This is a genomic window from Promicromonospora sp. CA-289599, from assembly GCF_050936155.1.
In the GTDB taxonomy this organism is placed as follows: domain Bacteria; phylum Actinomycetota; class Actinomycetes; order Actinomycetales; family Cellulomonadaceae; genus Promicromonospora.
On sequence record NZ_JBNJNI010000001.1, the window covers coordinates 4168059 to 4187858 of the forward strand.

General features: G+C 69.8%; 17 protein-coding genes and 2 tRNA genes. 10 read left to right on the plus strand and 9 right to left on the minus strand.

Annotated features, from left to right (window positions below; genetic code table 11):
* Positions 1-67: 67 nt before the first annotated feature.
* Positions 68-364 (plus strand): GroES family chaperonin, encoded by a 297-nt coding sequence (locus ACQEVI_RS18530; protein ID WP_432906003.1) that lies wholly within the window; start codon positions 68-70, stop codon positions 362-364.
* 1 nt (position 365) lies between these two features.
* Here ACQEVI_RS18530 and ACQEVI_RS18535 read toward each other — a convergent pair whose 3' ends face one another.
* Positions 366-926 (minus strand): hypothetical protein, encoded by a 561-nt coding sequence (locus tag ACQEVI_RS18535; RefSeq protein WP_432901457.1) that lies wholly within the window; start codon positions 924-926, stop codon positions 366-368.
* 118 nt (positions 927-1044) lie between these two features.
* Here ACQEVI_RS18535 and ACQEVI_RS18540 point away from each other — a divergent pair.
* From ACQEVI_RS18540 to ACQEVI_RS18555, 4 genes are all read left to right on the plus strand, one after another.
* A tRNA-Lys gene (locus ACQEVI_RS18540) sits at positions 1045-1120 on the plus strand.
* Between the two features lie 106 nt (positions 1121-1226).
* Positions 1227-1299 (plus strand) — tRNA-Lys (locus tag ACQEVI_RS18545).
* 219 nt (positions 1300-1518) lie between these two features.
* Positions 1519-5439, plus strand: coding sequence for a metallophosphoesterase (locus ACQEVI_RS18550; protein ID WP_432901459.1), 3921 nt, complete (start codon positions 1519-1521; stop codon positions 5437-5439).
* A complete protein-coding gene (locus ACQEVI_RS18555; RefSeq protein WP_432901461.1) occupies positions 5436-6623 on the plus strand; it encodes a HupE/UreJ family protein in 1188 nt (395 codons plus the stop codon). The genes ACQEVI_RS18550 and ACQEVI_RS18555 overlap by 4 nt, the downstream gene beginning before the upstream one ends.
* A 99-nt stretch (positions 6624-6722) precedes the next feature.
* On the opposite strand, the gene ACQEVI_RS18560 is transcribed toward ACQEVI_RS18555, so the two are convergent.
* The 3 genes from ACQEVI_RS18560 to ACQEVI_RS18570 form a co-directional block, all read right to left on the minus strand.
* Positions 6723-7661 carry a nucleotidyl transferase AbiEii/AbiGii toxin family protein gene (locus tag ACQEVI_RS18560; protein ID WP_432901463.1) on the minus strand — a complete coding sequence of 313 codons (939 nt, stop codon included), beginning with the start codon at positions 7659-7661 and terminating at the stop codon, positions 6723-6725.
* Positions 7658-8305 (minus strand): type IV toxin-antitoxin system AbiEi family antitoxin domain-containing protein, encoded by a 648-nt coding sequence (locus tag ACQEVI_RS18565; RefSeq protein WP_432901465.1) that lies wholly within the window; start codon positions 8303-8305, stop codon positions 7658-7660. The genes ACQEVI_RS18560 and ACQEVI_RS18565 overlap by 4 nt, the downstream gene beginning before the upstream one ends.
* Positions 8306-8403: 98 nt before the next feature.
* The gene (locus tag ACQEVI_RS18570; RefSeq protein ID WP_432901467.1) at positions 8404-9405 is read right to left on the minus strand and encodes an alpha/beta fold hydrolase; all 1002 of its coding nucleotides are present in this window, start codon (positions 9403-9405) and stop codon (positions 8404-8406) included.
* An 87-nt stretch (positions 9406-9492) separates the two neighbouring features.
* Between ACQEVI_RS18570 and ACQEVI_RS18575 the strand changes: the two genes are divergently transcribed.
* Positions 9493-10092 (plus strand): TetR/AcrR family transcriptional regulator, encoded by a 600-nt coding sequence (locus ACQEVI_RS18575; protein WP_432901469.1) that lies wholly within the window; start codon positions 9493-9495, stop codon positions 10090-10092.
* A gap of 12 nt (positions 10093-10104) precedes the next feature.
* On the opposite strand, the gene ACQEVI_RS18580 is transcribed toward ACQEVI_RS18575, so the two are convergent.
* Positions 10105-10392, minus strand: coding sequence for a hypothetical protein (locus ACQEVI_RS18580; protein ID WP_432901471.1), 288 nt, complete (start codon positions 10390-10392; stop codon positions 10105-10107).
* A gap of 182 nt (positions 10393-10574) precedes the next feature.
* On the opposite strand from ACQEVI_RS18580, the gene trmB reads away from it, so the two are divergent.
* The 3 genes from trmB (at position 10575) to ACQEVI_RS18595 (ending at position 13482) form a co-directional block, all read left to right on the plus strand.
* Positions 10575-11372, plus strand: a complete 798-nt coding sequence (trmB, locus tag ACQEVI_RS18585) for a tRNA (guanosine(46)-N7)-methyltransferase TrmB (RefSeq protein WP_432901473.1) — start codon at positions 10575-10577, stop codon at positions 11370-11372.
* Positions 11373-11494: 122 nt separating this feature from the next.
* Positions 11495-11833, plus strand: coding sequence for a DUF485 domain-containing protein (locus ACQEVI_RS18590; RefSeq protein WP_432901475.1), 339 nt, complete (start codon positions 11495-11497; stop codon positions 11831-11833).
* Between the two features lie 11 nt (positions 11834-11844).
* Positions 11845-13482 (plus strand): solute symporter family protein, encoded by a 1638-nt coding sequence (locus ACQEVI_RS18595; RefSeq protein ID WP_432906006.1) that lies wholly within the window; start codon positions 11845-11847, stop codon positions 13480-13482.
* 71 nt (positions 13483-13553) lie between these two features.
* Here the strand turns inward: ACQEVI_RS18595 and ACQEVI_RS18600 are convergent, their stop codons facing one another.
* Together ACQEVI_RS18600 and ACQEVI_RS18605 are read right to left on the minus strand one after the other, a co-directional pair.
* Positions 13554-15878 (minus strand): FdhF/YdeP family oxidoreductase, encoded by a 2325-nt coding sequence (locus ACQEVI_RS18600; protein ID WP_432901477.1) that lies wholly within the window; start codon positions 15876-15878, stop codon positions 13554-13556.
* A 74-nt stretch (positions 15879-15952) separates the two neighbouring features.
* Complete coding sequence (locus ACQEVI_RS18605) at positions 15953-17215, minus strand: ATP-binding protein (RefSeq protein WP_432901479.1); 1263 nt, start codon at positions 17213-17215, stop codon at positions 15953-15955.
* Between the two features lie 121 nt (positions 17216-17336).
* Between ACQEVI_RS18605 and fdhD the strand changes: the two genes are divergently transcribed.
* Positions 17337-18188 carry a formate dehydrogenase accessory sulfurtransferase FdhD gene (fdhD, locus tag ACQEVI_RS18610; protein WP_432901481.1) on the plus strand — a complete coding sequence of 284 codons (852 nt, stop codon included), beginning with the start codon at positions 17337-17339 and terminating at the stop codon, positions 18186-18188.
* Here the strand turns inward: fdhD and ACQEVI_RS18615 are convergent.
* The gene (locus ACQEVI_RS18615) at positions 18178-18336 is read right to left on the minus strand and encodes an MFS transporter small subunit (protein ID WP_432901483.1); all 159 of its coding nucleotides are present in this window, start codon (positions 18334-18336) and stop codon (positions 18178-18180) included. The two genes, fdhD and ACQEVI_RS18615, sit on opposite strands and share 11 nt — an antisense overlap.
* Positions 18337-18338: 2 nt before the next feature.
* Positions 18339-19730: an OFA family MFS transporter gene (locus tag ACQEVI_RS18620; RefSeq protein WP_432906008.1), complete on the minus strand. Its 1392-nt coding sequence runs from the start codon at positions 19728-19730 to the stop codon at positions 18339-18341.
* Between the last annotated feature and the right edge of the window lie 70 nt (positions 19731-19800).

Sequence of the window (19800 nt, forward strand, 5' to 3'; positions counted from 1 at the left end):
GCGTTGTCCTGTGAGCACCCCCGCTGTGACGAACGCCGCTACGAAGCCAGGCACCCTCCCGATCCGCATGCTGCACGACCGGCTCCTGGTCGAGCCGGAGACGGACTCGGCGGAGCGGCACTCGACCGGCGGCCTGGTGATCCCGGCGACCGCCGTCGGGCCCAAGCGGCTCGCCTGGGCGACCGTGGTGGCCAAGGGCGAGCACGTGCGGCAGGTCGACGTCGGGGACCGCGTCCTCTACGACCCCGAGGAGCGCGCCGAGGTGGACCTGGCGGGCCGCGACTACGTGCTCCTGCGCGAGCGCGACGTGCACGGCGTTGCCGAGCGGGACGAGGCGGACGACTCGACCGGCCTGTACCTGTAAGTCAGACGGGTCGGACGTCGGCCTGCAGTAGCTCCAGACGCTTGATCATGCGGCGCACGAGCAGCAGCGGGATCGCGCCGAAGACGCCGAACGACATGTCGATGAGGCTCCAGCCCCACGGGATGTCCCGGATCGGCCCGGCGATCAGGGCCAGCGGGATGATCCCCGCGCAGGCGATCAGCCCGAAGTCGATGATCCAGATGTTGCGGACCGGGTCGCGCAACGGCCCCCAGAACGCAACGGCGATGACCAGGTGCGCGAACGCGAGCCAGTCCGTGCCGTACGCGATGAACGGGTAGTCGGCGGCGGTGGCCTCCAGCCCCTCGCGGACGCGGGCGAACCACTCCACGAGGCTCGGTAGCCAGGTCTCCACGCCCCACGCGACGAGGAGCTCATGGCCCCAGCGGACCTCCGTCACCAACGGGAACGCCGTGACCCCGCTCAGCACGAGGCCGACGATGAACACGATCAGCCAGGCGCGCACGCGCCGCAGGAGGACGGCCTGCTCGAGCTGCGCCGCAGTCTCGGTCGGGGCGCCCGCGCTGCTGTCGGTGACGGTCATGGTGCCGGAGCGTAGCGGCGGTCGGTGGTGCCCCGCTGTCGCGCAGTTCACAGCGGCGAGCTGCTCGTTCGGTTTCCGGTGACGGCGCAGGTCCTGGTAGTGTTTCTTCCCGTCGCAGGCGCCATTAGCTCAATTGGCAGAGCAGCTGACTCTTAATCAGCGGGTTCATGGTTCGAGTCCATGATGGCGCACCAGACGGCGGTCCAGCAGGCCCCTCTCGGGGGCATCTGCGGGGGTTGTCGTGAGGCGGAAGTAATGGTGCGCCAGAGGGTCCAAGCCCTGGTAATCTTTCCGTCGCAGGCGCCATTAGCTCAATTGGCAGAGCAGCTGACTCTTAATCAGCGGGTTCATGGTTCGAGTCCATGATGGCGCACAGTCCGACGAAGGCCCTCACCACGGTGGGGGCCTTCGTCATTCCCGCTCAAGTTCACCCAGACCCTCCGTGGCCGCTGACCTGGGGCTTCACCCGACCCAATGGACTATTTGTCCGGTTGTTGCCTCCCGCACCCGTTCTGTTCACCCGCCCGGTCCAGGTTGACCTTCGGGCGTGCTCAGGGCCGTCCACCTTTCACGGACCACAGGGAGGACGGCCATGCGGCCAGTCACCAGGAAACAGCGAGGTCGGCAGCAGGCCGGTCTCGTCGCGGCGGTCACAGCGGTCACGCTCGCCATGACGGGGTGGGCCGCGACGTCGTCGTCCGCCGCCCCCGCGGAGACCGGCAGCACCCCGGCCGGTGCGGTCGCGACGACGCCGCACGAGCCGGCTGAACCGGCGGCGGGTGGCCCCGTCCTCACACCTGACGAGGGCGAGTTCCTCGAGGGGACCGTTCCGGTCGCGGCCGAACCGGTCGCGCCTGGTGACGACGTCGAACGCCTGACCGTCGACGGCGTCGACGTGCCGGGTGCCACCGAGACGCTCGGCACGTCGCTCCTCGGCTACGACGTCGGGAGCAACTCCACCGAGGGGCGGTACCGGAACTACCTGACGGTCAATGGTTCGGAGCCGATCTACCTGCCCGAGGCCGTGAGCGAGCGCGTCGAGCTGGAGATCCCCAACGAGTACCTGGTGACCGGTGAGAACACCGTCGCGGTGACCGCGGGCACGTTCGAGACGAGCTGCGGCGCGAACCACGACGACTTCGTGCTCTCCGACTTCACGCTGGAGCCGCTCGGCGAGACGGCCGACGGCGAGGAGAACGAGTACACCTACGCGTTCGGTGACGGCAGCTGCGGCACCAACGGCAACCTGCTCCTGCGGGCCGAGCTCTCGTTCTTCGTGCAGGGTGACCCGCAGGGCACCACAGGTCTCAGCGCCGAGCTCGACACCACGACGCTGACCAATGGCGAGCACACCATCGAGGCCCGTACGGCGGACGGCGACACGACGGCCCACCAGGTCCGCGTGAACAACGCGCCCGTCGGCGCCCCGCGCCTCACCCCGGCCGACGGCACCCTCGCCAACGGCACGGTGGCCGTGGCGGCCGCCCGCCCGGCGGGTGCCGACGGCTCGGTCGCCGAGCTGGTGCTCGACGGCGAGGAGCCCGCGGCCGTGCCCTCCCTGGGCAACGGCGCTGCCACGTTCTCGTTCGACGTCGGTGCCAACTCGATCGACGACGCCTTTCACAACTTCCTGCTGGTCAACGGCTCGCGGGTCGAGCTCGGCGGCGACTGGGCGAACGAGCGCGTGGACGTCACGATCCCCGCGAGCCTGCTCGTTCCGGGCGACAACTCGGTCACTGTGGTGACCGGCGACTACGGCTCGTCCTGCGGCACCAACCGTGACGACTTCGAGATCTCCGGACTGGACCTGACGCTCGACGGCGCCACGGTCACGGGCCACGACGTGGCCGACTCCTACGACCTGGGCGACGGGAGCTGCGGAACCAGCGACAGCCTGCTGCGTGAGGTCGCGCTCACCTACACGATCGACGCCCCGGCCGTCACGCTGCACGACTCGCTCGGCGCGGGCGACGCCGTGCTCGCCTTCGACATCGGCTCCAACTCGATGGAAGCGCGGTACCACTCGTACCTGCTGGTCAACGGCCACAGGTTGACGATGGACGAGCGGGATTACGTCTCCGAGCGGGCTGAGATCACTCTCCCGAACGAGTGGCTTCTTGCGGGCTGGAACCGGATCGACGTCGTCGCGGGCACCCTGTACGGCAGCTCGTGCGGCGACAACCGCGACGACTACGCGCTGTCCTCCCCGGAAATGATCCCCGCCGAGGGCACGGCGACGCACGTCAGCATGCGCACGAGCCACAACATCGGCGACGGCAACTGCGGCAGCAGCGTGAACCCCGAGGTGGAGGTCGACTGGGTCTTCCACGTCGACGCCCCCGCGCGCGGCCTGCTCGCGCAGCTCGACACCGCCGAGCTGCCCGACGGCGAGCACGAGCTCGCCGCGACCTCCACCACCGGCGAGCGGGCCACCCGCGCCCTGTTCACGGACAACACCGGCCCCGAGCTCGTCGAGGCCACCCCCGCCGACAGCGACCGCCTCACCTCGAGCGCGCCGCTCGCCGTCACGGTGGACGATGTCTCCGGGGTGGTACAGGGCCCGGACATCACGCTCGACGGCGACCCGATCGCTGTCGGCGACCCGGTCGGTCCCGGTCTGTCCGCCGGTGACCACGTCCTCGCGGTCACGGCCACGGACGGCCTCGGCAACGAGGTCACCCACGAGATCGGGTTCGTCAGCGCCGGGATCCCCGACGTGCCGGCGGACGTCGCACCGGCGTCGGGCACCTCGGGTGTTGGACGCACCGCGACGCTGAAGGCGACGGTCACCGAGCCCGACGACGGCCGGGTCACCGCTACCTTCTCCAGCGCCGAGATCCTCACGCCGAGCCAGGCCTGGCAGGGCGAGGCGACCGAGGTCCCGAGCACGCTGAGCGTGCGGGGCGAGAAGAAGCTGAGCACCCGGGCGCTGGAGCCGGGCGACGGCCGGTCCGCGGACTCGCCGGCGTCCGGCGACGTCACCTACCAGCGGTTCGACGTGCCGGTGCGCGGCAAGGTCGAGGCGCCGGTGCTGCGCTGGGAGGGCACCGCCGACCCGGCCCGCCTGGTCAGCCTGCGGGCCTGGAACCCCGACACCGACGCCTGGGACGTCGTGGCCTCGGCACGCGGCGCCGTCGACGGGGCGACCGTGCTCGAAGGCACCGTGACCCGCGACTACGTCGAGCGGGGCAAGGTCCACGCGATGGTCACCGGCGAGGACCCCTTCGCCGACGACATCGACCCCGGGGACCCGAACAGCTTCGCCGACCCTGCCGGGTACGACTTCTCGATGGTCCACTACACGGACACGCAGTACCTGACCGAGGGCGCCGTCGAGCAGGAGACCGCCGAGGAGCGCGCCGTCTGGGCCAAGGGCTACACGGGCGTCATGGACTGGATCGTCGACAACGCCGAGGAGCGCAAGATCGCCTACGTGGCGCATACCGGCGACATCGTCGAGAACAACATCCGGGCGTTCCCGCCGGAGCGCGAGGAGCAGGTGGTCGGCGAGTTCGAGTTCGCGTCGGAGGCCCAGGGGCGGATCGACGCGGCGGGCATCCCGAACGGCGTCGTCGCCGGTAACCACGACAACCAGTCGGGTACCGACCCTGAGCTGTTCGACGAGCACTTCGGGCCGGACCGCTACGAGGCGCTCGCCGAGGACTGGGAGGACGCGACCTACGGCGGTTCGATGACGCCGGGCTCGAACGAGAACCACTACGACCTGTTCTCGGCCGGTGGCCTGGACTTCGTGGTGGTCGGTCTGTCCTACGGCGTGACCCGGGACGAGGCCGAGTGGGCGGCGTCGATCTTCGACCGCTACTCCGACCGCAACGGCGTCCTGCTCACGCACGACTACCTGGAGCCGTCGTCGTCGCCCGACGGGCGTGGGGCGAACTTCGGCGGGTCGGACGGGCCGCTGCTGTACAACCTGCTCGTCAAGGACAACCCGAACGTGTTCATGGTGCTGGCCGGGCACCGGCACGGCGTGGGCACCAACGTGCGCCCGCCCGTCGTCGGCGACATCGGCGGCGGCGTGGTGGAGCTCCTCGCGGACTACCAGTTCTACACGGTGTCCGCGGACCAGCTCGGGCTCACTCAGATCGGTGGGTACGACCCCACGGACCAGCTCCAGCTCGGCGCGTCCTTCTTCCGGATGCTGCAGTTCGACGTCGACCGCGGCGAGGTGTCCATCGACACCTACTCGCCGCTGCTGGGCGAGTTCGGTGCCACCGAGTACGACACCGAGCACCGGTACAACGGCCTCGAGGACAACATGGTGCTGCCGGTCGACCTGACCTCTCGCACGACGTCGTTCACGACCGATTCGGTGGTGCTGTACGACCCGGTGCGCCGGATCGGCAGCGACACCGTCCGGTCCGGTGAGGTGGCCGCTGTCCGGTGGTCGGGCCTCAAGCCGGACCGCACCTATGCCTGGTTCGTCACGGCCCGCACCGCGGGTGGCGGCACGACGACGGCTCCGCCGGCGTACTTCACCACGGGTCGCCGTTGAGGCTCCGCCGGACACTGGCCCTGGCGGGGCTGCTCGCAGTGGTGAGCAGCCCCGCCGTCGGGCAGGTCGCGTGGGCGCACGACGCCACGAGCGACGTCTACGCGGAGGTGGCCCCGGCTGCGTCCTCTGCTGGAGGCGGGCCGACGGCGGCGGACGTGACGGCGGTGCTCGACCTCGAGTACGACCTGCTCATGAAGTCCGCCTGGCTGCGGGCCGAGGCGTACGAGGCGACCGGGCGGGCGGACCAGCTCGCGCAGCTCGACGAGCACGAGGCTGAGGTGGACGGGTACGTCACCGACCGCTTCGTCGTCACCTACGACGGCGAACCGTGCGCACCGGCGCTCGACGCCGCCGACGTGGTGGAGCGCGGGGAGCGGGCCTATGCCTCGCTCACGTACACGTTCGTGTGCGACGGCGGCGAGCCGGAGGGTGTGCACGAGGTCTCCAGCGCCCTGTTCCCAGACGGTGAGTCGTTCGTCCACTCGACCGAGACGATCATCCGGTACGAGCTCGACGAGGAGGAGGGCTCCGCGGTGCTGACCGCGGCGTCGCCCACCCTCACCACGGGGGAGCACCGCCTGCTCAGGCAGGTGGGGGAGTTCTTCGTGCTGGGCGGGGAGCACCTGCTGTTCGGGCTGGACCACGTGCTGTTCCTGCTGGCGTTGCTGATCGGCGCCCGTCGCCTGCGCGACGTCGTGTGGACCGCCACGGCGTTCACCGTCGCGCACTCGGTGACGTTCCTGCTCGCGGCCCTCGGCGTGGTCTCCGTGCCGGCGATCGTGGTCGAGCCGGTGATCGCCGCGTCGATCGCGGTGGTGGCGGCAGTGGATCTCTACCTGATCTGGCGGGGGCGAGCCCCGGCCGGGACCCAGGACGCGCTGACCGGCTGGGACCGCTGGCGGCTGCCCGGCGTGTTCGTCTTCGGTCTGGTGCACGGCGTCGGGTTCGCGGGCGCGCTGGGCATCGATGCGGCCTGGTCGTGGACCTTGCTGTGGTCGCTGCTGTCGTTCAACGTGGGCATCGAGGCGGTGCAGCTCGGCATCATCGCCGTCGTGTTCCCGCTGCTGGTGCTCCTGCGCGCCCGGGCCCCGCGGACCGCCGCCTGGGCACTCGGGACAACGACGGCCGGCATCGTGGTGGTGGCCCTCTACTGGGTGGCGGAACGCCTGACGCCGGCCCTGTGAGTGCCTGCCGAACGTAGGCCCAGCCGCTTGTGATCCGTCGAACGTAGGGGTGGTCGCCCTCTGAGCGCCCATGGAGCAACTACCCCTACGTTGAGCGAACTACCTGGCAGCTTCGATCGCCGCAACCCAAGAATTGAGATCGGCAACGGCGACCTCCATCGTCAGGTCGGAGCGTCCGATGGCCGCTGCCGCGGCGGCGAAGTCCTGTTTCCAGTGCGCATGAGCCACCACCGAGCACGGCCAGCGGCGGATCGTGCGTCCAAGTGCCTGGGCATCGCAGGCGCGCGCGGTGAACACGTCGGTACACGCACTGCGCAGATCGAGAAGCGTCACCGCACCTTCAAGTGTTGCGAGGTCTCTCAACGCGAGCAGGTCGACGACGTCACGTGCCCGGTCGTTCCTTGTGACAGGTGGGTCGTGAGGGTCGGAGCACGCGTGCAACTTCTGTGCGATCTGGTAGCGCAGGGCGATGCCGAGCAGGTGATCGGGTGAGGGCAACCCGAAGTAGTCGAGGGGCGGCGCCGGGATCAGATCGTGCTCCAGGGTCGCAGAACCCTCAGCGGGCGCGATCTCGACCTGGATGCGTCGCCAGACCTTGCCACGGAGGCTCAGCCGGACGTCGAACCGGCGCGGCTTCACGACACGGACCGGGGTGTCGATGATCTCGACGGGCCCACGTTCAAGTGCCAGTGGACCCCACGGCTCAGCCAGAATCGCGTCGAGGTGATGGATGAACTCATCGATGTCACCTCTGATGACGCCGTCGACGTCTTTGGTCGGCCTGGCTGAGCTGCCTAGGCGGTGCTGGAGATATGTTCCTCCCTTAAGGAGGAAGGTCGGCCGGTTGGGGGCCCCGACTGCACGCTGCAGTGCTGCGACCACGACGGTTGACGCGACGAGCCAGCCGAGGCGGCCGCTGTCCAGCCTGACCGTGTCTTGAGCGGCCGCGATCCAGGCGTCCAGGACACGCGCGTTCGTCGGTTCCTTGTCTCGGCTTGGCAGGGAGCCGACCAGCGTGATGGGGCTCTCCGCGGTCACTCTCGCTCGTCCAGACGGCGGGCCAAGTCCTGCTGGTCGGCAGCGTTGAGCCGTCCGGTATCGAGCCCTCGCTCCAGCGACTGCCGGAGAAGGTAGGTGGGAGTGCCGCTGCTGATGCACTGTCGAATGGCTGTCGCGAGCGTGACCGCCGGGATCTCGTCCCACCAGCCGATCTCACTCTTTGTGAGGTTCTCGTGGTGAACGACGTACAGGTCGCCCCCCGAGCGTCGGATGCGCCAGTTCCGCGGGACAGTGAGGTGGACGCGGTCAGGATTGATGTCGCTGACCTCGTACAAGGCCAGCGCCGTGTCGTGGCTCAGGCAGGCCTGATCATGGCCCGTCCAGAGCACCGCCTGCATGTAGGGCGCGTTAGGTCCCGCCGGGAACCTCGGAAAGCGGTAGACGGCGGTGGCGACCCGCTGGATCTTGCCCCGGTGAGCGAGCATTACTACTGCGTCAGTGCTGACACCGAGCCGACGCGCGTCGGACAGTGTGACAAAACCGTGCTGGTCGAGCGCCGCGTTCCACAGCAGTTCCTGTGCACTCAAGATCCACCTCCAGGACAAAACCCTAACGGAATCGTTAGGGTTTTGGCGCTCGCTTGTCGACGAGCGGAGGTCTGTCGTGCTGTTTCGTGCTCTCATGACGGTTATCGTTCCGCCACGGTGAGGAGTTCGCGCGCGAAGATGCGCTTTGTTGCATATAGGCAACGACGAGGGGGATAGGCGCCTGCCGCGGATTCCTAGGGATGCGCCGCCCAGAACGTCTCCAGCTCCGCGTCCAGCGCCGGCGCCACCTGCATCGGCAGGGAGTGCGTGGTGTCGGGCCAGACCTTGACCTGGGCGTCCGGGATCAGCCTCGCCTTCTCCGCACCTGCCTCGCCGCCGGCCAGCGGGGAGCCGCTCGCGATTCCCACGTACACCGGCATGGGCAGGCTCCTCAGCTCCGTATCGGTCAGCTGAACGGGGTTGGGCAGCCCTGACGAGCTGTAACCCTCGGCGCCGACGTTGATCATCCGGGCGAGCGGGTCGTCGGGATCGACCTCCTCGTCCTCGACCCCGCCGATCTCGTTCAGCGCCGCCTCGCGCCACGACTCCGGCAGGAACGTCAGCGAGACCGGGATGCTCGCGAACACCACCGAGAGCGGTAGCGCGCTCAGGGTCAGGACCGGCTCGAGCAGCGTCAGGCTGGCCAAGCGGTCCGGGTACCGCAGTGCGACGGCGGCCGCGAGCCCGCCGCCCTGCGAGTGGCCCACCAGGTGTACCCGGTCGAGGTCGAGGCTCGCCATCGCCTCGTCCACCCAGCGGGCCGCGTCCCCGACGTCGCGCATCGGGACGGTCTGCTGGGACATGCCCGTGTCACCGATGACGTCGAAGGCGTAGACGGTGCGGTGCTCGATGTAGTGGGGCAGGTTGTCGCCCCACATGGGCGCTGCGGACGAGCGTCCGGGCAGCAGGACGACGGGGGTGGAGTCCGCCCGCCCCTCCGGGATCCAGGCGTAGGCGCGCACCGTGCCGAAGATCGTCTCGATGTCGTGTGTCTCGGTGGGTTCGGGCAGGTGGCCGAGGGCCTCGGCGTAGGCGTCCTCGTAGGCCTTGCGCGCCTCCGGTGTGCGGAAGTGGCCGACGCCGGGGCTGCTGGTCGCGAGGAGCAGCACCAGGCCGCTCGTCGAGACCGCGGCCAGGGCGGCCAGCAGGACGACCGGCCACCGGCGGCGCTTCGGTCCGGTGTGGTTCTTGCGCATCGGAGGGTCCTCTCGGAGTGCGACCTTTTTGCAATACGGTCGCATCGTAACACGTTACGATGCGACCGTATTGGGTACCCTGGGCGCATGCCCAAAGTGGTCGATCACGAGGAACGTCGCTGGGAGATCGTCTATGCGCTCTGGCTGGTGATCGCCGAGCACGGGATCGAGGGCGTCAGCCTGCGGCACGTCGCGGCAGCCGCCGACGTCTCGATGGGCCGGATCCAGCACTACTTCGGCACCAAGGAGGCGCTCGTCCTGGCCGGCTGCACCGCGCTCGTCCAGAGCGCGCACGGCGGCTATCAGGAGACCGCCGAAGCTGCACCGCGTGAGCGCCTGCTGCACGTGGTGAGCCAGCAGATCCCGCGGGACGACACCGGCCGCATGGGCGTCAGCGTCTGGTACGCCTACGTGGCGAAGTCGATCAACCACTCCGCCGTCCGCCAGGTGCTGGCCGAGGCCCGACGGGGGGCGGAGGAGGAGTGCGTGCGGCTGATCCAGGCCGACCGTGCCGACCGTGCCGACGGCGCCCGCCGCGCCGCGGGTGACGCCGCTGACCAGGCGGCCCTGGAGCAGGCCAGGCGCCTGCTCGCCCTGGCCGACGGCCTCACCCTGCGGGTCCTGGTCAGGGACCTCGAACCGGCCGAGGCGGTGGCGATGCTCGAGTCCGAGGTGGGCCGGATCTGACGGCCCTGCGGATCAGTCGGGATCGGCAGGGCCGCCCAGCAGATCCCGGAACAGATCCTCGGACCGCCGCGCGACCTCGACGTCCCGCGCCACCCGGTCGGGCAGGGCGTGGCGCTCGTCCGGCTCGGCCCAGATGCGGTTGCTCATTCCGCGCCGGATCCACTCGAGGACGAGCTCCGGGCCGTCGATACCGCGTCGGTGCGCTATCGCGGTGAGCCGTGCGAGGTCGCCGTCGGACAGCTCGACCACCATCCGGCGCCCGTCGAGCCCGACGTGGGAGCAGGAGTCGCGTTCGGTCATGGATGCTCGCTCGGCTGCCATACGTCGATGGCGGGTGCGGCGGCGAGCATGATCGGTCCTGACTTCGCTGGGTGGTCCGGGCGTCCGCCCCCAGGCTGTCGCCTGCCACCGCAGGCGTGCACGGCGAGTCCCGAATCCTTGCGGATACGCAACGCTCGGCCGCCACCTCGTACGCTCTACCCGTGAGCCAGCCCGTACCTCCCCAGCCCGACGCCGCCCACCAGCCCGACGCCGCGGACCGGCCCGAGCTGGCGGGATTCCGGACCAAGCCGGTGTCGTTCGTGCGCCGGTCCGGCCGGCTCACGGACAAGCAGAAGCGGATGTGGGCCGCGAGGCACGGGGCCTACCTGGTCGATGTCCCCCGGGCCGTCGCACGCACCTCGGTGGACCCGGAGTTCGTGCTCGACGCCGAGGCGGTCTTCGGACGCCAGGCCCCGCTCGTCGTCGAGATCGGCTCGGGCCTCGGCGACGCCGTGGTCGAGGCGGCCACCACCGACCCCGCGCGCGACTACCTCGCCGTGGAGGTCTACCAGCCAGGGCTCGCCCACACGATCGCGCGCGCCGAGCGGGCCGGTGCGGCCCTCGGCCAGGACGGGCTGCCCAACCTGCGGCTCGTGCAGGCCAACGCGGCGGAGCTGCTCGAGACCACGCTCCCGGCCGGGTCCGTGGACGAGCTGTGGGTCTTCTTTCCCGACCCCTGGCACAAGGCGCGCCACCACAAGCGCCGACTCGTGACCGCGGAGTTCGCGGCGCTCGCGGCCCGCGTGCTGCGTCCGGGCGGGACGTTGCGGCTCGCGACCGACTGGGCGGAGTACGCCGAGCAGATGGTCGAGGTGCTGGAGGCGGACGCCGACCTCACCAACGCGCACGGGCCCGGCGGCGTCGCCCCGCGGTTCGAGCGGCGGGTGCTCACCGGGTTCGAACGCAAGGCTCACCAGGCCGGACGGGAGATCGCCGACCTGGAGTACGTGCGGCGCTGACCTCGTGACCTGCGGGGAGTCGTTTGCCCCGGGCATGTGAAATAGGGCACATTGAGCCCCGGTGCGAAGGGCGCACCGGGTCGCGGGCTAGGCGCGCGCCCCCATGAGCCAATGGAGGCGTCATGAGTGACGTAGGGGCTTCAGGCCCGACAGAAACCGATTATCAGCGCGTGGAGAGATCGGAAGAGTTCCAGAGCCTCCGCAAGGCCTTCCGGAACTTCGTCTTCCCGATGACCGCGCTGTTCCTCGTCTGGTATCTCCTGTACGCGCTCATGAGCACGTACGCACACGACTTCATGAGCATCCGCGTGGGTGGCAACTTCACCGTCGGTCTCGTCTTCGGGCTGCTGCAGTTCGTGTCCACCTTCGTGATCACCACGCTCTACGCGCGGTGGGCGAACAACAAGTTCGATGCCCGGGCCAAGGCCCTGCGCGAAGAGATCGAGGAGGGCGCGCTGTGAACGGGACCGTCATGGCCGCGGCAGCGGCGACGAACGTCGGCAACATCTGGATCAACATCGGCATCTTCGCCGCGTTCGTCCTGGTCACGCTGATCATCGTCTTCCGGGTGTCCCGGCAGAACAAGAGCGCCGCCGACTTCTACGCTGGCGGGCGCAACTTCACGGGCACGCAGAACGGCGTCGCCATCGCCGGCGACTACCTGTCCGCGGCGAGCTTCCTGGGTATCGCGGGCGCCATCGCCGTCAACGGCTACGACGGCTTCCTCTACTCCATCGGCTTCCTCGTGGCCTGGCTCGTGGCGCTGCTGCTGGTCGCCGAGCTGCTGCGGAACACCGGCAAGTTCACGATGGCGGACGTGCTGTCGTTCCGGCTCAAGCAGCGGCCGATCCGGCTGGCCGCCGCGATCTCCACGCTCGCCGTGGTGTTCTTCTACCTGCTGGCCCAGATGGCCGGTGCCGGCGGGCTCGTCGCGCTCCTGCTCGGCATCACCGACAAGGCCGGCCAGGGTGTCGTCATCGCCGTCGTGGGTGCCCTCATGATCCTGTACGTGCTGGTGGGCGGCATGAAGGGCACCACGTGGGTGCAGATCATCAAGGCGACGCTGCTCATCCTGGGCGCCGGGGCCATGACGATCTGGGTGCTCGCGCTCTTCGGCTTCAACCTGTCGGCCGTCATGCAAGGGGCCGTGGACATGGCCGGCGAGAACGGCGAGGCGATTCTCGAGCCGGGCCTGCAGTACGGGGCGACCGCACTGTCCCAGCTCGACTTCCTGTCCCTCGCGCTGGCCCTGGTGCTCGGCACCGCGGGTCTGCCCCACGTGCTGATGCGGTTCTACACCGTGCCGTCCGCCAAGGAGGCCCGGAAGTCCGTGGTCGTGGCGATCTGGCTGATCGGCATCTTCTACCTGTTCACCCTGGTGCTCGGTTACGGCGCCGCGGCGCTCGTCGGCCCCGAGGCGATCCTCGCGGCACCGGGCGGGCAGAACTCCGCTGCTCCGCTGCTCGCGTTCGAGCTGGGTGGCGAGATCCTGCTCGGCATCATCGCGGCGGTCGCGTTCGCGACCATCCTCGCGGTGGTGGCGGGCCTGACGATCACGGCGGCGACGAGCTTCGCGCACGACATCTACGCCTCGATCATCAAGAAGGGTCAGGTGGCACCGGACGGCGAGGTCAAGGTGGCCCGCTGGACGGTCGTGGTGATCGGCATCATCGCGATCGTCGGCGGAATCTTCGCCAACGGGCAGAACATCGCGTTCCTGGTGGCGCTGGCCTTCTGCGTCGCGGCGTCGGCGAACCTGCCGACGATCATCTACTCCCTGTTCTGGAAGCGGTTCAACACGTCCGGCGCGCTGTGGAGCATCTACGGCGGCCTGAGCTCGACGATCATCCTGATCATCTTCTCGCCGGTCGTGTCGGGCAAGCCCGCCGACCCGGTCACCGGGCTCAGCAAGTCGATGATCAGCAACCCGGCCATCGACTTCCACTGGTTCCCGCTCGACAACCCGGGCATCGTGAGCATCCCGCTCGCGTTCGTCCTCGGCATCGTCGGCACGTACCTGAGCAAGGAGCAGTCGCACCCGGAGAAGTACGCCGAGATGGAGGTCCGCTCCCTCACGGGCGCGGGCGCAGAAAAGGCGACCGCCCACTGACGGCCTGACCACCCCGCTGAGTGCTGGGTATTTGTCCTCCTGGATGCGTGTGGAAGGCAAATACCCAGCACTCAGCGGTTCTGGTCGAGGCGGATGACTATCGACTTGGAGGCCGGGGTGTTGCTGCCCTTCGCCGTGTGGTCCAGGGGGACCAGCACGTTGGTCTCCGGGAAGTAGGCCGCCGCGCAGCCCCGCGCCGTCGGGAACGCGACGACCCGGAACCCCTGGGCGCGGCGCTCCTCCGTGCTGCCGTCCCGGGCGGGCCACTCACTGACCAGGTCCACGGTGTCGCCGTCGGCGAAACCGAGGGCCGTGAGGTCCTCGGGACGCACGAACACGACGCGCCGTCCGCCCTTGATGCCGCGGTACCGGTCGTCGAGGCCGTAGACGGTGGTGTTGAACTGGTCGTGCGAGCGCACCGTCTGGAGCAGCAGGCGACCCTCGGGGACCTGGACGACCTCGAGGTCGTTGACCGTGAAGTTCGCCTTGCCGGTCGTCGTCGGGAACAGGCGGGCGTCGCGCGGCGGGTGCGGCAGCACGAAGCCGCCGGGTTCGGCGACCCGCCGTTCGAAGTCGTCGAAGCCGGGCACGACACGCGAGATCGCGTCGCGGACGCGGGAGTAGTCGCTGCCGAACTCCTCCCAGGGCGTCTCGTCCTCGGGGCCGAGGGTGCGGCGGGCGAGGTCGCAGAGGATGTCGGTCTCGCTGCGCAGGTGCTCGGACGCCGGGTCCAGCCGCCCCCGCGACGTGTGCACGACGCTCATCGAGTCCTCGACGGTCACCACCTGCTCGCGGCCGCCTGTGCGGTCCCGCTCGGTGCGCCCCAGGCAGGGCAGGATCAGGGACCGCTTGCCGGGCAGGACGTGCGAGCGGTTCAGCTTGGTCGAGACATGCACCGTGAGCGGTACGTCGCGCAGCGCGGCCTCCGTGACGGCGCTGTCCGGGGTGGCGGCGGCGAAGTTGCCGCCCACCGCCATGAACACCTTGAGCGCACCGTCGCGCAGGGCCCGGACCGTGTCGACGACGTCGTACCCGTGGGCGCGCGGCGGCTCGAAGTCGAACTCCGTGGCCAGTGCGTCGAGGAACGCCTCGGTCGGCCGTTCCCAGATGCCCATGGTGCGGTCGCCCTGCACGTTGCTGTGCCCACGTACCGGGCAGGCACCCGCGCCCGGGCGGCCGACGTTCCCGCGCAGCAGGAGGAAGCTCACGACCTCGCGGATCGTCGCGACCGCCTGCTTGTGCTGGGTGAGGCCCATCGCCCAGCAGACGATGATCTTCTCGGAGGCCAGGACGTCGCCCACGAAGTCCTCGATCTCGGACCGGTCCAGGCCGGTCGCCGCGTCGACGTCGGCCCAGTCGAGGCTGCGCCACGCGGCCGCCGCCTCGGCGAAGCCGGAGGTGTGCTCGTCGATGAACTCGCGGTCGAGCACCCCTGGGTGCCCGGCGGTGCGGGCGTCGTCGTCGGCCTCCAGGAGCAGGCGGTTGACCGCCTGGAACAGGGCCAGGTCGCCGGCGAGGCGGACCTGGAGGAACCGGTCGGCGAGCTTCGTGCCCGCCCCGACCACACCGCGCACCCGCTGCGGGTTCTTGAAGGTCTGCAGTCCGGCCTCGGGCAGCGGGTTGATGGCCACGATCCGCGCGCCGCGGTCCTTGGCCTCCTCGAGCGCGCTGAGCATGCGCGGGTGGTTGGTCCCGGGGTTCTGCCCGACGACGACGATCAGGTCGGCGTGGTCGGTGATGTCCTCCAGGGACACGCTGCCCTTACCGATGCCCAGCGTCTCGACCAGGGCGGTGCCCGAGGACTCGTGGCACATGTTCGAGCAGTCCGGCAGGTTGTTCGTGCCGAGCTTGCGCGCCAGCAGCTGATAGACGAACGCCGCCTCGTTGCTGGTGCGGCCCGACGTGTAGAACGCCGCCTGGTCCGGCGAGTCCAGGCCGCGGAGCTCGGCCGCGACCAGGTCGAGGGCCTCCGCCCAGGGCACGGGCCGGTAGTGGTCGGCGCCCTCGTCGCGCAGCATGGGCTCGGTGAGCCGGCCGGACTTGCCCAGCCGGTGGTCGGTCCAGGTCGCCAGCTCGGAGATCGGGTGCTGGGCGAAGAACGTCGCGTCCGCGCGCTTGCGGGTGGACTCCTCGGCGACCGCCTTGGCGCCGTTCTCGCAGAACTCGGCGAGGTGCGGCTTGCCGGGCTCGGGCCACGCACAGCCGGGGCAGTCGAAGCCGCCGTGCTGGTTCAGGATCGGCAGCGTGCGCAAGCCGCTCGCGACCCCCGCCTCCCCGAAGACGTGGGCCAGGCCATGGACCACCCCGGGCACCCCTGCCGCACTGCTCTTCGGGGGCCCCACGCGCAGGCTCTTCTCGGGGGTGTCGCTGCGGGCCTCGTCGCTCACGTCTGTCACGCTGCCGACCCTACGCCGGACTTCACCCTGTGTGGAGGCCCTGGAGATATCGCTCGGTTGTGCGGCCAAGCGAGTCAGCGCCAGAGCGAGGCGATCGGCATGGCCCAGATCTTCTCGCTCAGCTGGAACGCGGAAGTGCCCGTGTGCAGCACGATGCCGCGGGCAAACTCGGGACCACGCAGTTCCCGGAACCAGGCTAGGTGGCGAGCGTCACTCTGGTCGACGACGGCGGCGGCCTTGACCTCGATCCCGACAGTGCGACCGTCGGAGGACTCGATCACCAGGTCGATCTCGTGGTCGCCGTCGCGCGTCCGAAGATGGTGCATCGTCATGCCCGCCGCGTGGAGTGCCACGAGGGGTCGGATCTGTGCGGTGACGAACGTATCGATGATACGACCGCGGAGTTCGCCGTCGTTGAGTATCCGCTGGCTGTCGGCTCCGGCGAGGAAGGCGGCGAGGCTGCTGTCGACGACGTAGTACTTCGGGGCCTTCGTGAGCCGCTTGAGACTGTTGGACAGCCAGGGCTGTACCCGCTCGATGATCCGCAGTTCCTCCAGTAGATCGAGGTACGCCTTCGCGGTTCGTGCGTCGATCGCCGCCGCGTCGGTGAGCGTCGTCAGCGTGGGAACTCCGGCGGTGCTCAGGCCGACCGCACGGAGGAGCGCTGCCATGCGGGCCGGCGCGCGGACGGGGGCGAGGTCGAGGGCGTCGCGGTGGACCAGCTGTTCCACGTACCCGTTGAGCCATCGAGTCCGGGTGGCTGTCCTGGCGTTGACAGCTTCGGGAAAGCCGCCAGACACCGCGAGAGCCACGTACTCGAAGATGTCGGGTGCACCCTCAAGAGGCCCCGGCTCGAAGCCATGGGGGTCGAAGAGCCGTTCGACGAAGGTCGCTGCCCTGGGGGAGCGCTCCAGCTCTCCGACGGTGAGGCCGAACATGGGCAACGGGACCACACGACCTGTGCCTGGCCAGGTCGCGCCCTGATGGCGTGCCCGCACGCTGCCCGTGACGAGGAACCGGCCCGCGCCGGTGCCGGAGTCGACTGCTCGCTTGACGACTCCGAGAGACTCGGGAGCCTCCTGCCACTCGTCGATCAAGACCGGCTCGGGAAGGCGTCGCACGTAGGCGTCTGGCTGCCCCGTGAACAGGCGAGACTGCTCGGGGTCGTCCAGGCGCAGCACGGAGGCTGCTCTCCGTGCTGCGGTCGTGGTCTTGCCGCAGGCTCGAGGGCCGGTCAACATGACGGCTGGGACGTCGTCGAACAGGTCGTCGAGGACACTGTCGACGTATCGCGGCACGTAAGTGTCTGATGCTGCGCGTTCCGTCGAAGGCTCCATGCGTGCGACGCTAATGCATGTTTCGCGGTGAGGCTAATGCAGATTCTGCGGATAGCCTGATGCGTGTTCTGCGGCAGATGGGGCTGCACGTGGCGGTCCGGGTAGATGCGAGACTGGCGGCATGGGAGTCGTCACCGACCGACGGCGCGTCGTCCGCGTCCGCGAGGGCGCACGCGCGGCGCGTCCGGACACGCTCGCCGTCGAGGAGCCGCTGATGGTTCGGCTGGTCGACCCGGGTCCAGCACCAGGCGGGACGACGCCTGTCGGCGGCGCGGCGTCGGGCAGCAGCGCGCTGACCGTGACGATGCGCACCCCCGGCGACGACTTCGATCTCGTGGCCGGCTGGCTGGTCTCGGAGGGCGCGGTGGCCGCGCCGGGCGACATAGTGGCGATGCGGCTGTGCCCCGACGAGGACAACACGGTCGAGGTAGCACTCGCGCGCGGCGTCGAGCCCCCGCGGCAGCGGGCCTTCGCGACGACGAGCGCGTGCGGCGTCTGCGGGTCGGACACCGTGGTGGAGGTGCGGGCCGGGCTGCGCTGGCCGGTCGCGAGCGACCCGGTCACCGTCGGCTCGGACGTGATCTCCGCACTGCCCGACCGGCTGCGCGAGCGCCAGCGTGCCTTCGACCGGACCGGTGGCCTGCACGCGGCGGGCCTGTTCACCGCCGACGGCGAGCCGTTGTACGTCCGCGAGGACGTCGGCCGGCACAACGCCGTCGACAAGGTGGTCGGGGCGGCGCTGCGCGACGGCGCCCTGCCCGCCGCCGGGACGATCCTCCAGGTCAGCGGGCGGGCGTCGTTCGAGCTGGTGCAGAAGGCAGCCCGGGCCGGCATCCCGGTGCTGTCCGCGATCTCGGCGCCGTCCACGCTGGCCGTGGACCTCGCCGACGAGTGCGGCCTGACCCTGCTCGGCTTCGTGCGCGGCGACTCGATGAACGTCTACACGTGGGCGGACCGGGTGGTCAGCTCGTGAAGAGCGGGATGACGCTGCGGACGGTCTGGAACAGGCCGTACGCCAGCGGGACGGTCACCACCAGCCAGGTGATGACCAGGCGTGGGACCTGGTTCGACGGCGGCTCCGGGGCGGGCCGTCCGGCCTCCGTCGTGGTCTGTTCCGGCATGGTCACGCCTTTCCCTCGGTGAGCGCGTCGGCGCGGCTCGGCGCCTCGTGGAACCGTGCCGCCACGGGGCGGATCAGGATGTTGGCGACGAAGCCGACCGCGAGCACGGCGACCATGGTGAACAGCGCGGGCCGGTAGTCGGCGGCGACCAGCTCGCCGGGGGTGCCCTGGGCGTCGAGGAACCCGTTGATGATCAGCGGGCCCGCGATACCGGCCGCGGACCACGCGGTGAGCAGACGACCGTGGATGGCGCCCACCTGGAACGTGCCGAACAGGTCACGCAGGTATGCGGGGACCGTGGCGAAGCCGCCGCCGTAGAACGAGAGGATCACCGCGGCGACGAGCACGAAGATCACCGTGGAGAGGTGTCCGACGGTCGCCAGGAGCAGGTACAGGACCATCCCGACGCCCAGGTACATGATGTAGGTCGGCTTGCGGCCGATGTAGTCCGACGTCGACGACCACACGAAGCGGCCCGCCATGTTGAACAGGGACAGGAACGCGACGAAGCCCGCCGCCGTCGTCGGCGCGACGGACGACGTGCCGCCGTCCCGGAAGAAGTCCTGGATCATCGGCGAGGCCTGCTCGAGGATGCCGATGCCCGCCGTCACGTTGCAGAACAGGACCGTCCACAGGAACCAGAACTGCGGGGTCCTGATCGCGTTCGCCGCCGAGACGTTCGCGGCCGACACCATCGGCTTCGCGGCCACCGCACCGGCGTCGAACCCCGCGGGCGCCCACCCGGGCGGCGGGACCTTCACCGTGAACACGCCGAGCATCATCACGAGGAAGTACACGATGCCCAGCGTCACGAAGAGCGAGGTGACGGCGCTGCCGGACGCCACGGAGGTGGGGTCGGACGGGTCGTAGCCGCTGTCGTAGAACGCCATGAGCTGACGCGAGAGCGGCGAGGCGACGAGCGCGCCGCCGCCGAAACCCATGATCGCCATACCGGTGGCCAGCCCCGGCCGGTCCGGGAACCACTTGATCAGCGTGGAGACCGGCGAGATGTAGCCGATGCCCAGCCCGATACCACCGATGAAGCCGTACCCGAGATACACGAGCCACAGCTGCGACGTCGCGATGCCCAGCGCGCCGACGAGGAACCCGGAGGCCCAGAAGCAGGCCGACGCGAACATCGCGGCCCTGGGGCCGGCCCGCTCCACCCAGGTCCCCAGCACTGCCGCCGAGAGCCCGAGCATGACGATCGCGATGGAGAAGATGACGCCGACCGCCGTCAGGCTCGACTCGAAGTGCGCGACCAGCGCGCTCTTGTAGACGCTGGTCGCGTACGCCTGGCCGATGCACAGATGGATGGCGAGCGCCGCCGGCGGGATGAGCCATCTGCTGTAGCCGGGCTTGGCCACCGTGTGCTCGCGGTCGAGGAAGGACAACGCCACGGAAGCACCTCCTCGTGCTCGGGGGATCCGGCCGCAGGGAGTGCGGTTTCACCCGTTCGGTGCG

Coding starts and splice junctions, on each gene's coding strand:
- ACQEVI_RS18530 (WP_432906003.1), top strand. CDS start 68: ATGCTGCACGACCGGCTCCTGGTCGAGCCGGAGACGGACTCGGCGGAG.
- ACQEVI_RS18535 (WP_432901457.1), bottom strand. CDS start 926: ATGACCGTCACCGACAGCAGCGCGGGCGCCCCGACCGAGACTGCGGCG.
- ACQEVI_RS18550 (WP_432901459.1), top strand. CDS start 1,519: ATGCGGCCAGTCACCAGGAAACAGCGAGGTCGGCAGCAGGCCGGTCTC.
- ACQEVI_RS18565 (WP_432901465.1), bottom strand. CDS start 8,305: ATGAGAGCACGAAACAGCACGACAGACCTCCGCTCGTCGACAAGCGAG.
- ACQEVI_RS18570 (WP_432901467.1), bottom strand. CDS start 9,405: ATGCGCAAGAACCACACCGGACCGAAGCGCCGCCGGTGGCCGGTCGTC.
- ACQEVI_RS18575 (WP_432901469.1), top strand. CDS start 9,493: ATGCCCAAAGTGGTCGATCACGAGGAACGTCGCTGGGAGATCGTCTAT.
- ACQEVI_RS18580 (WP_432901471.1), bottom strand. CDS start 10,392: ATGACCGAACGCGACTCCTGCTCCCACGTCGGGCTCGACGGGCGCCGG.
- ACQEVI_RS18590 (WP_432901475.1), top strand. CDS start 11,495: ATGAGTGACGTAGGGGCTTCAGGCCCGACAGAAACCGATTATCAGCGC.
- ACQEVI_RS18595 (WP_432906006.1), top strand. CDS start 11,845: ATGGCCGCGGCAGCGGCGACGAACGTCGGCAACATCTGGATCAACATC.
- ACQEVI_RS18605 (WP_432901479.1), bottom strand. CDS start 17,215: ATGGAGCCTTCGACGGAACGCGCAGCATCAGACACTTACGTGCCGCGA.
- fdhD (WP_432901481.1), top strand. CDS start 17,337: ATGGGAGTCGTCACCGACCGACGGCGCGTCGTCCGCGTCCGCGAGGGC.
- ACQEVI_RS18615 (WP_432901483.1), bottom strand. CDS start 18,336: ATGCCGGAACAGACCACGACGGAGGCCGGACGGCCCGCCCCGGAGCCG.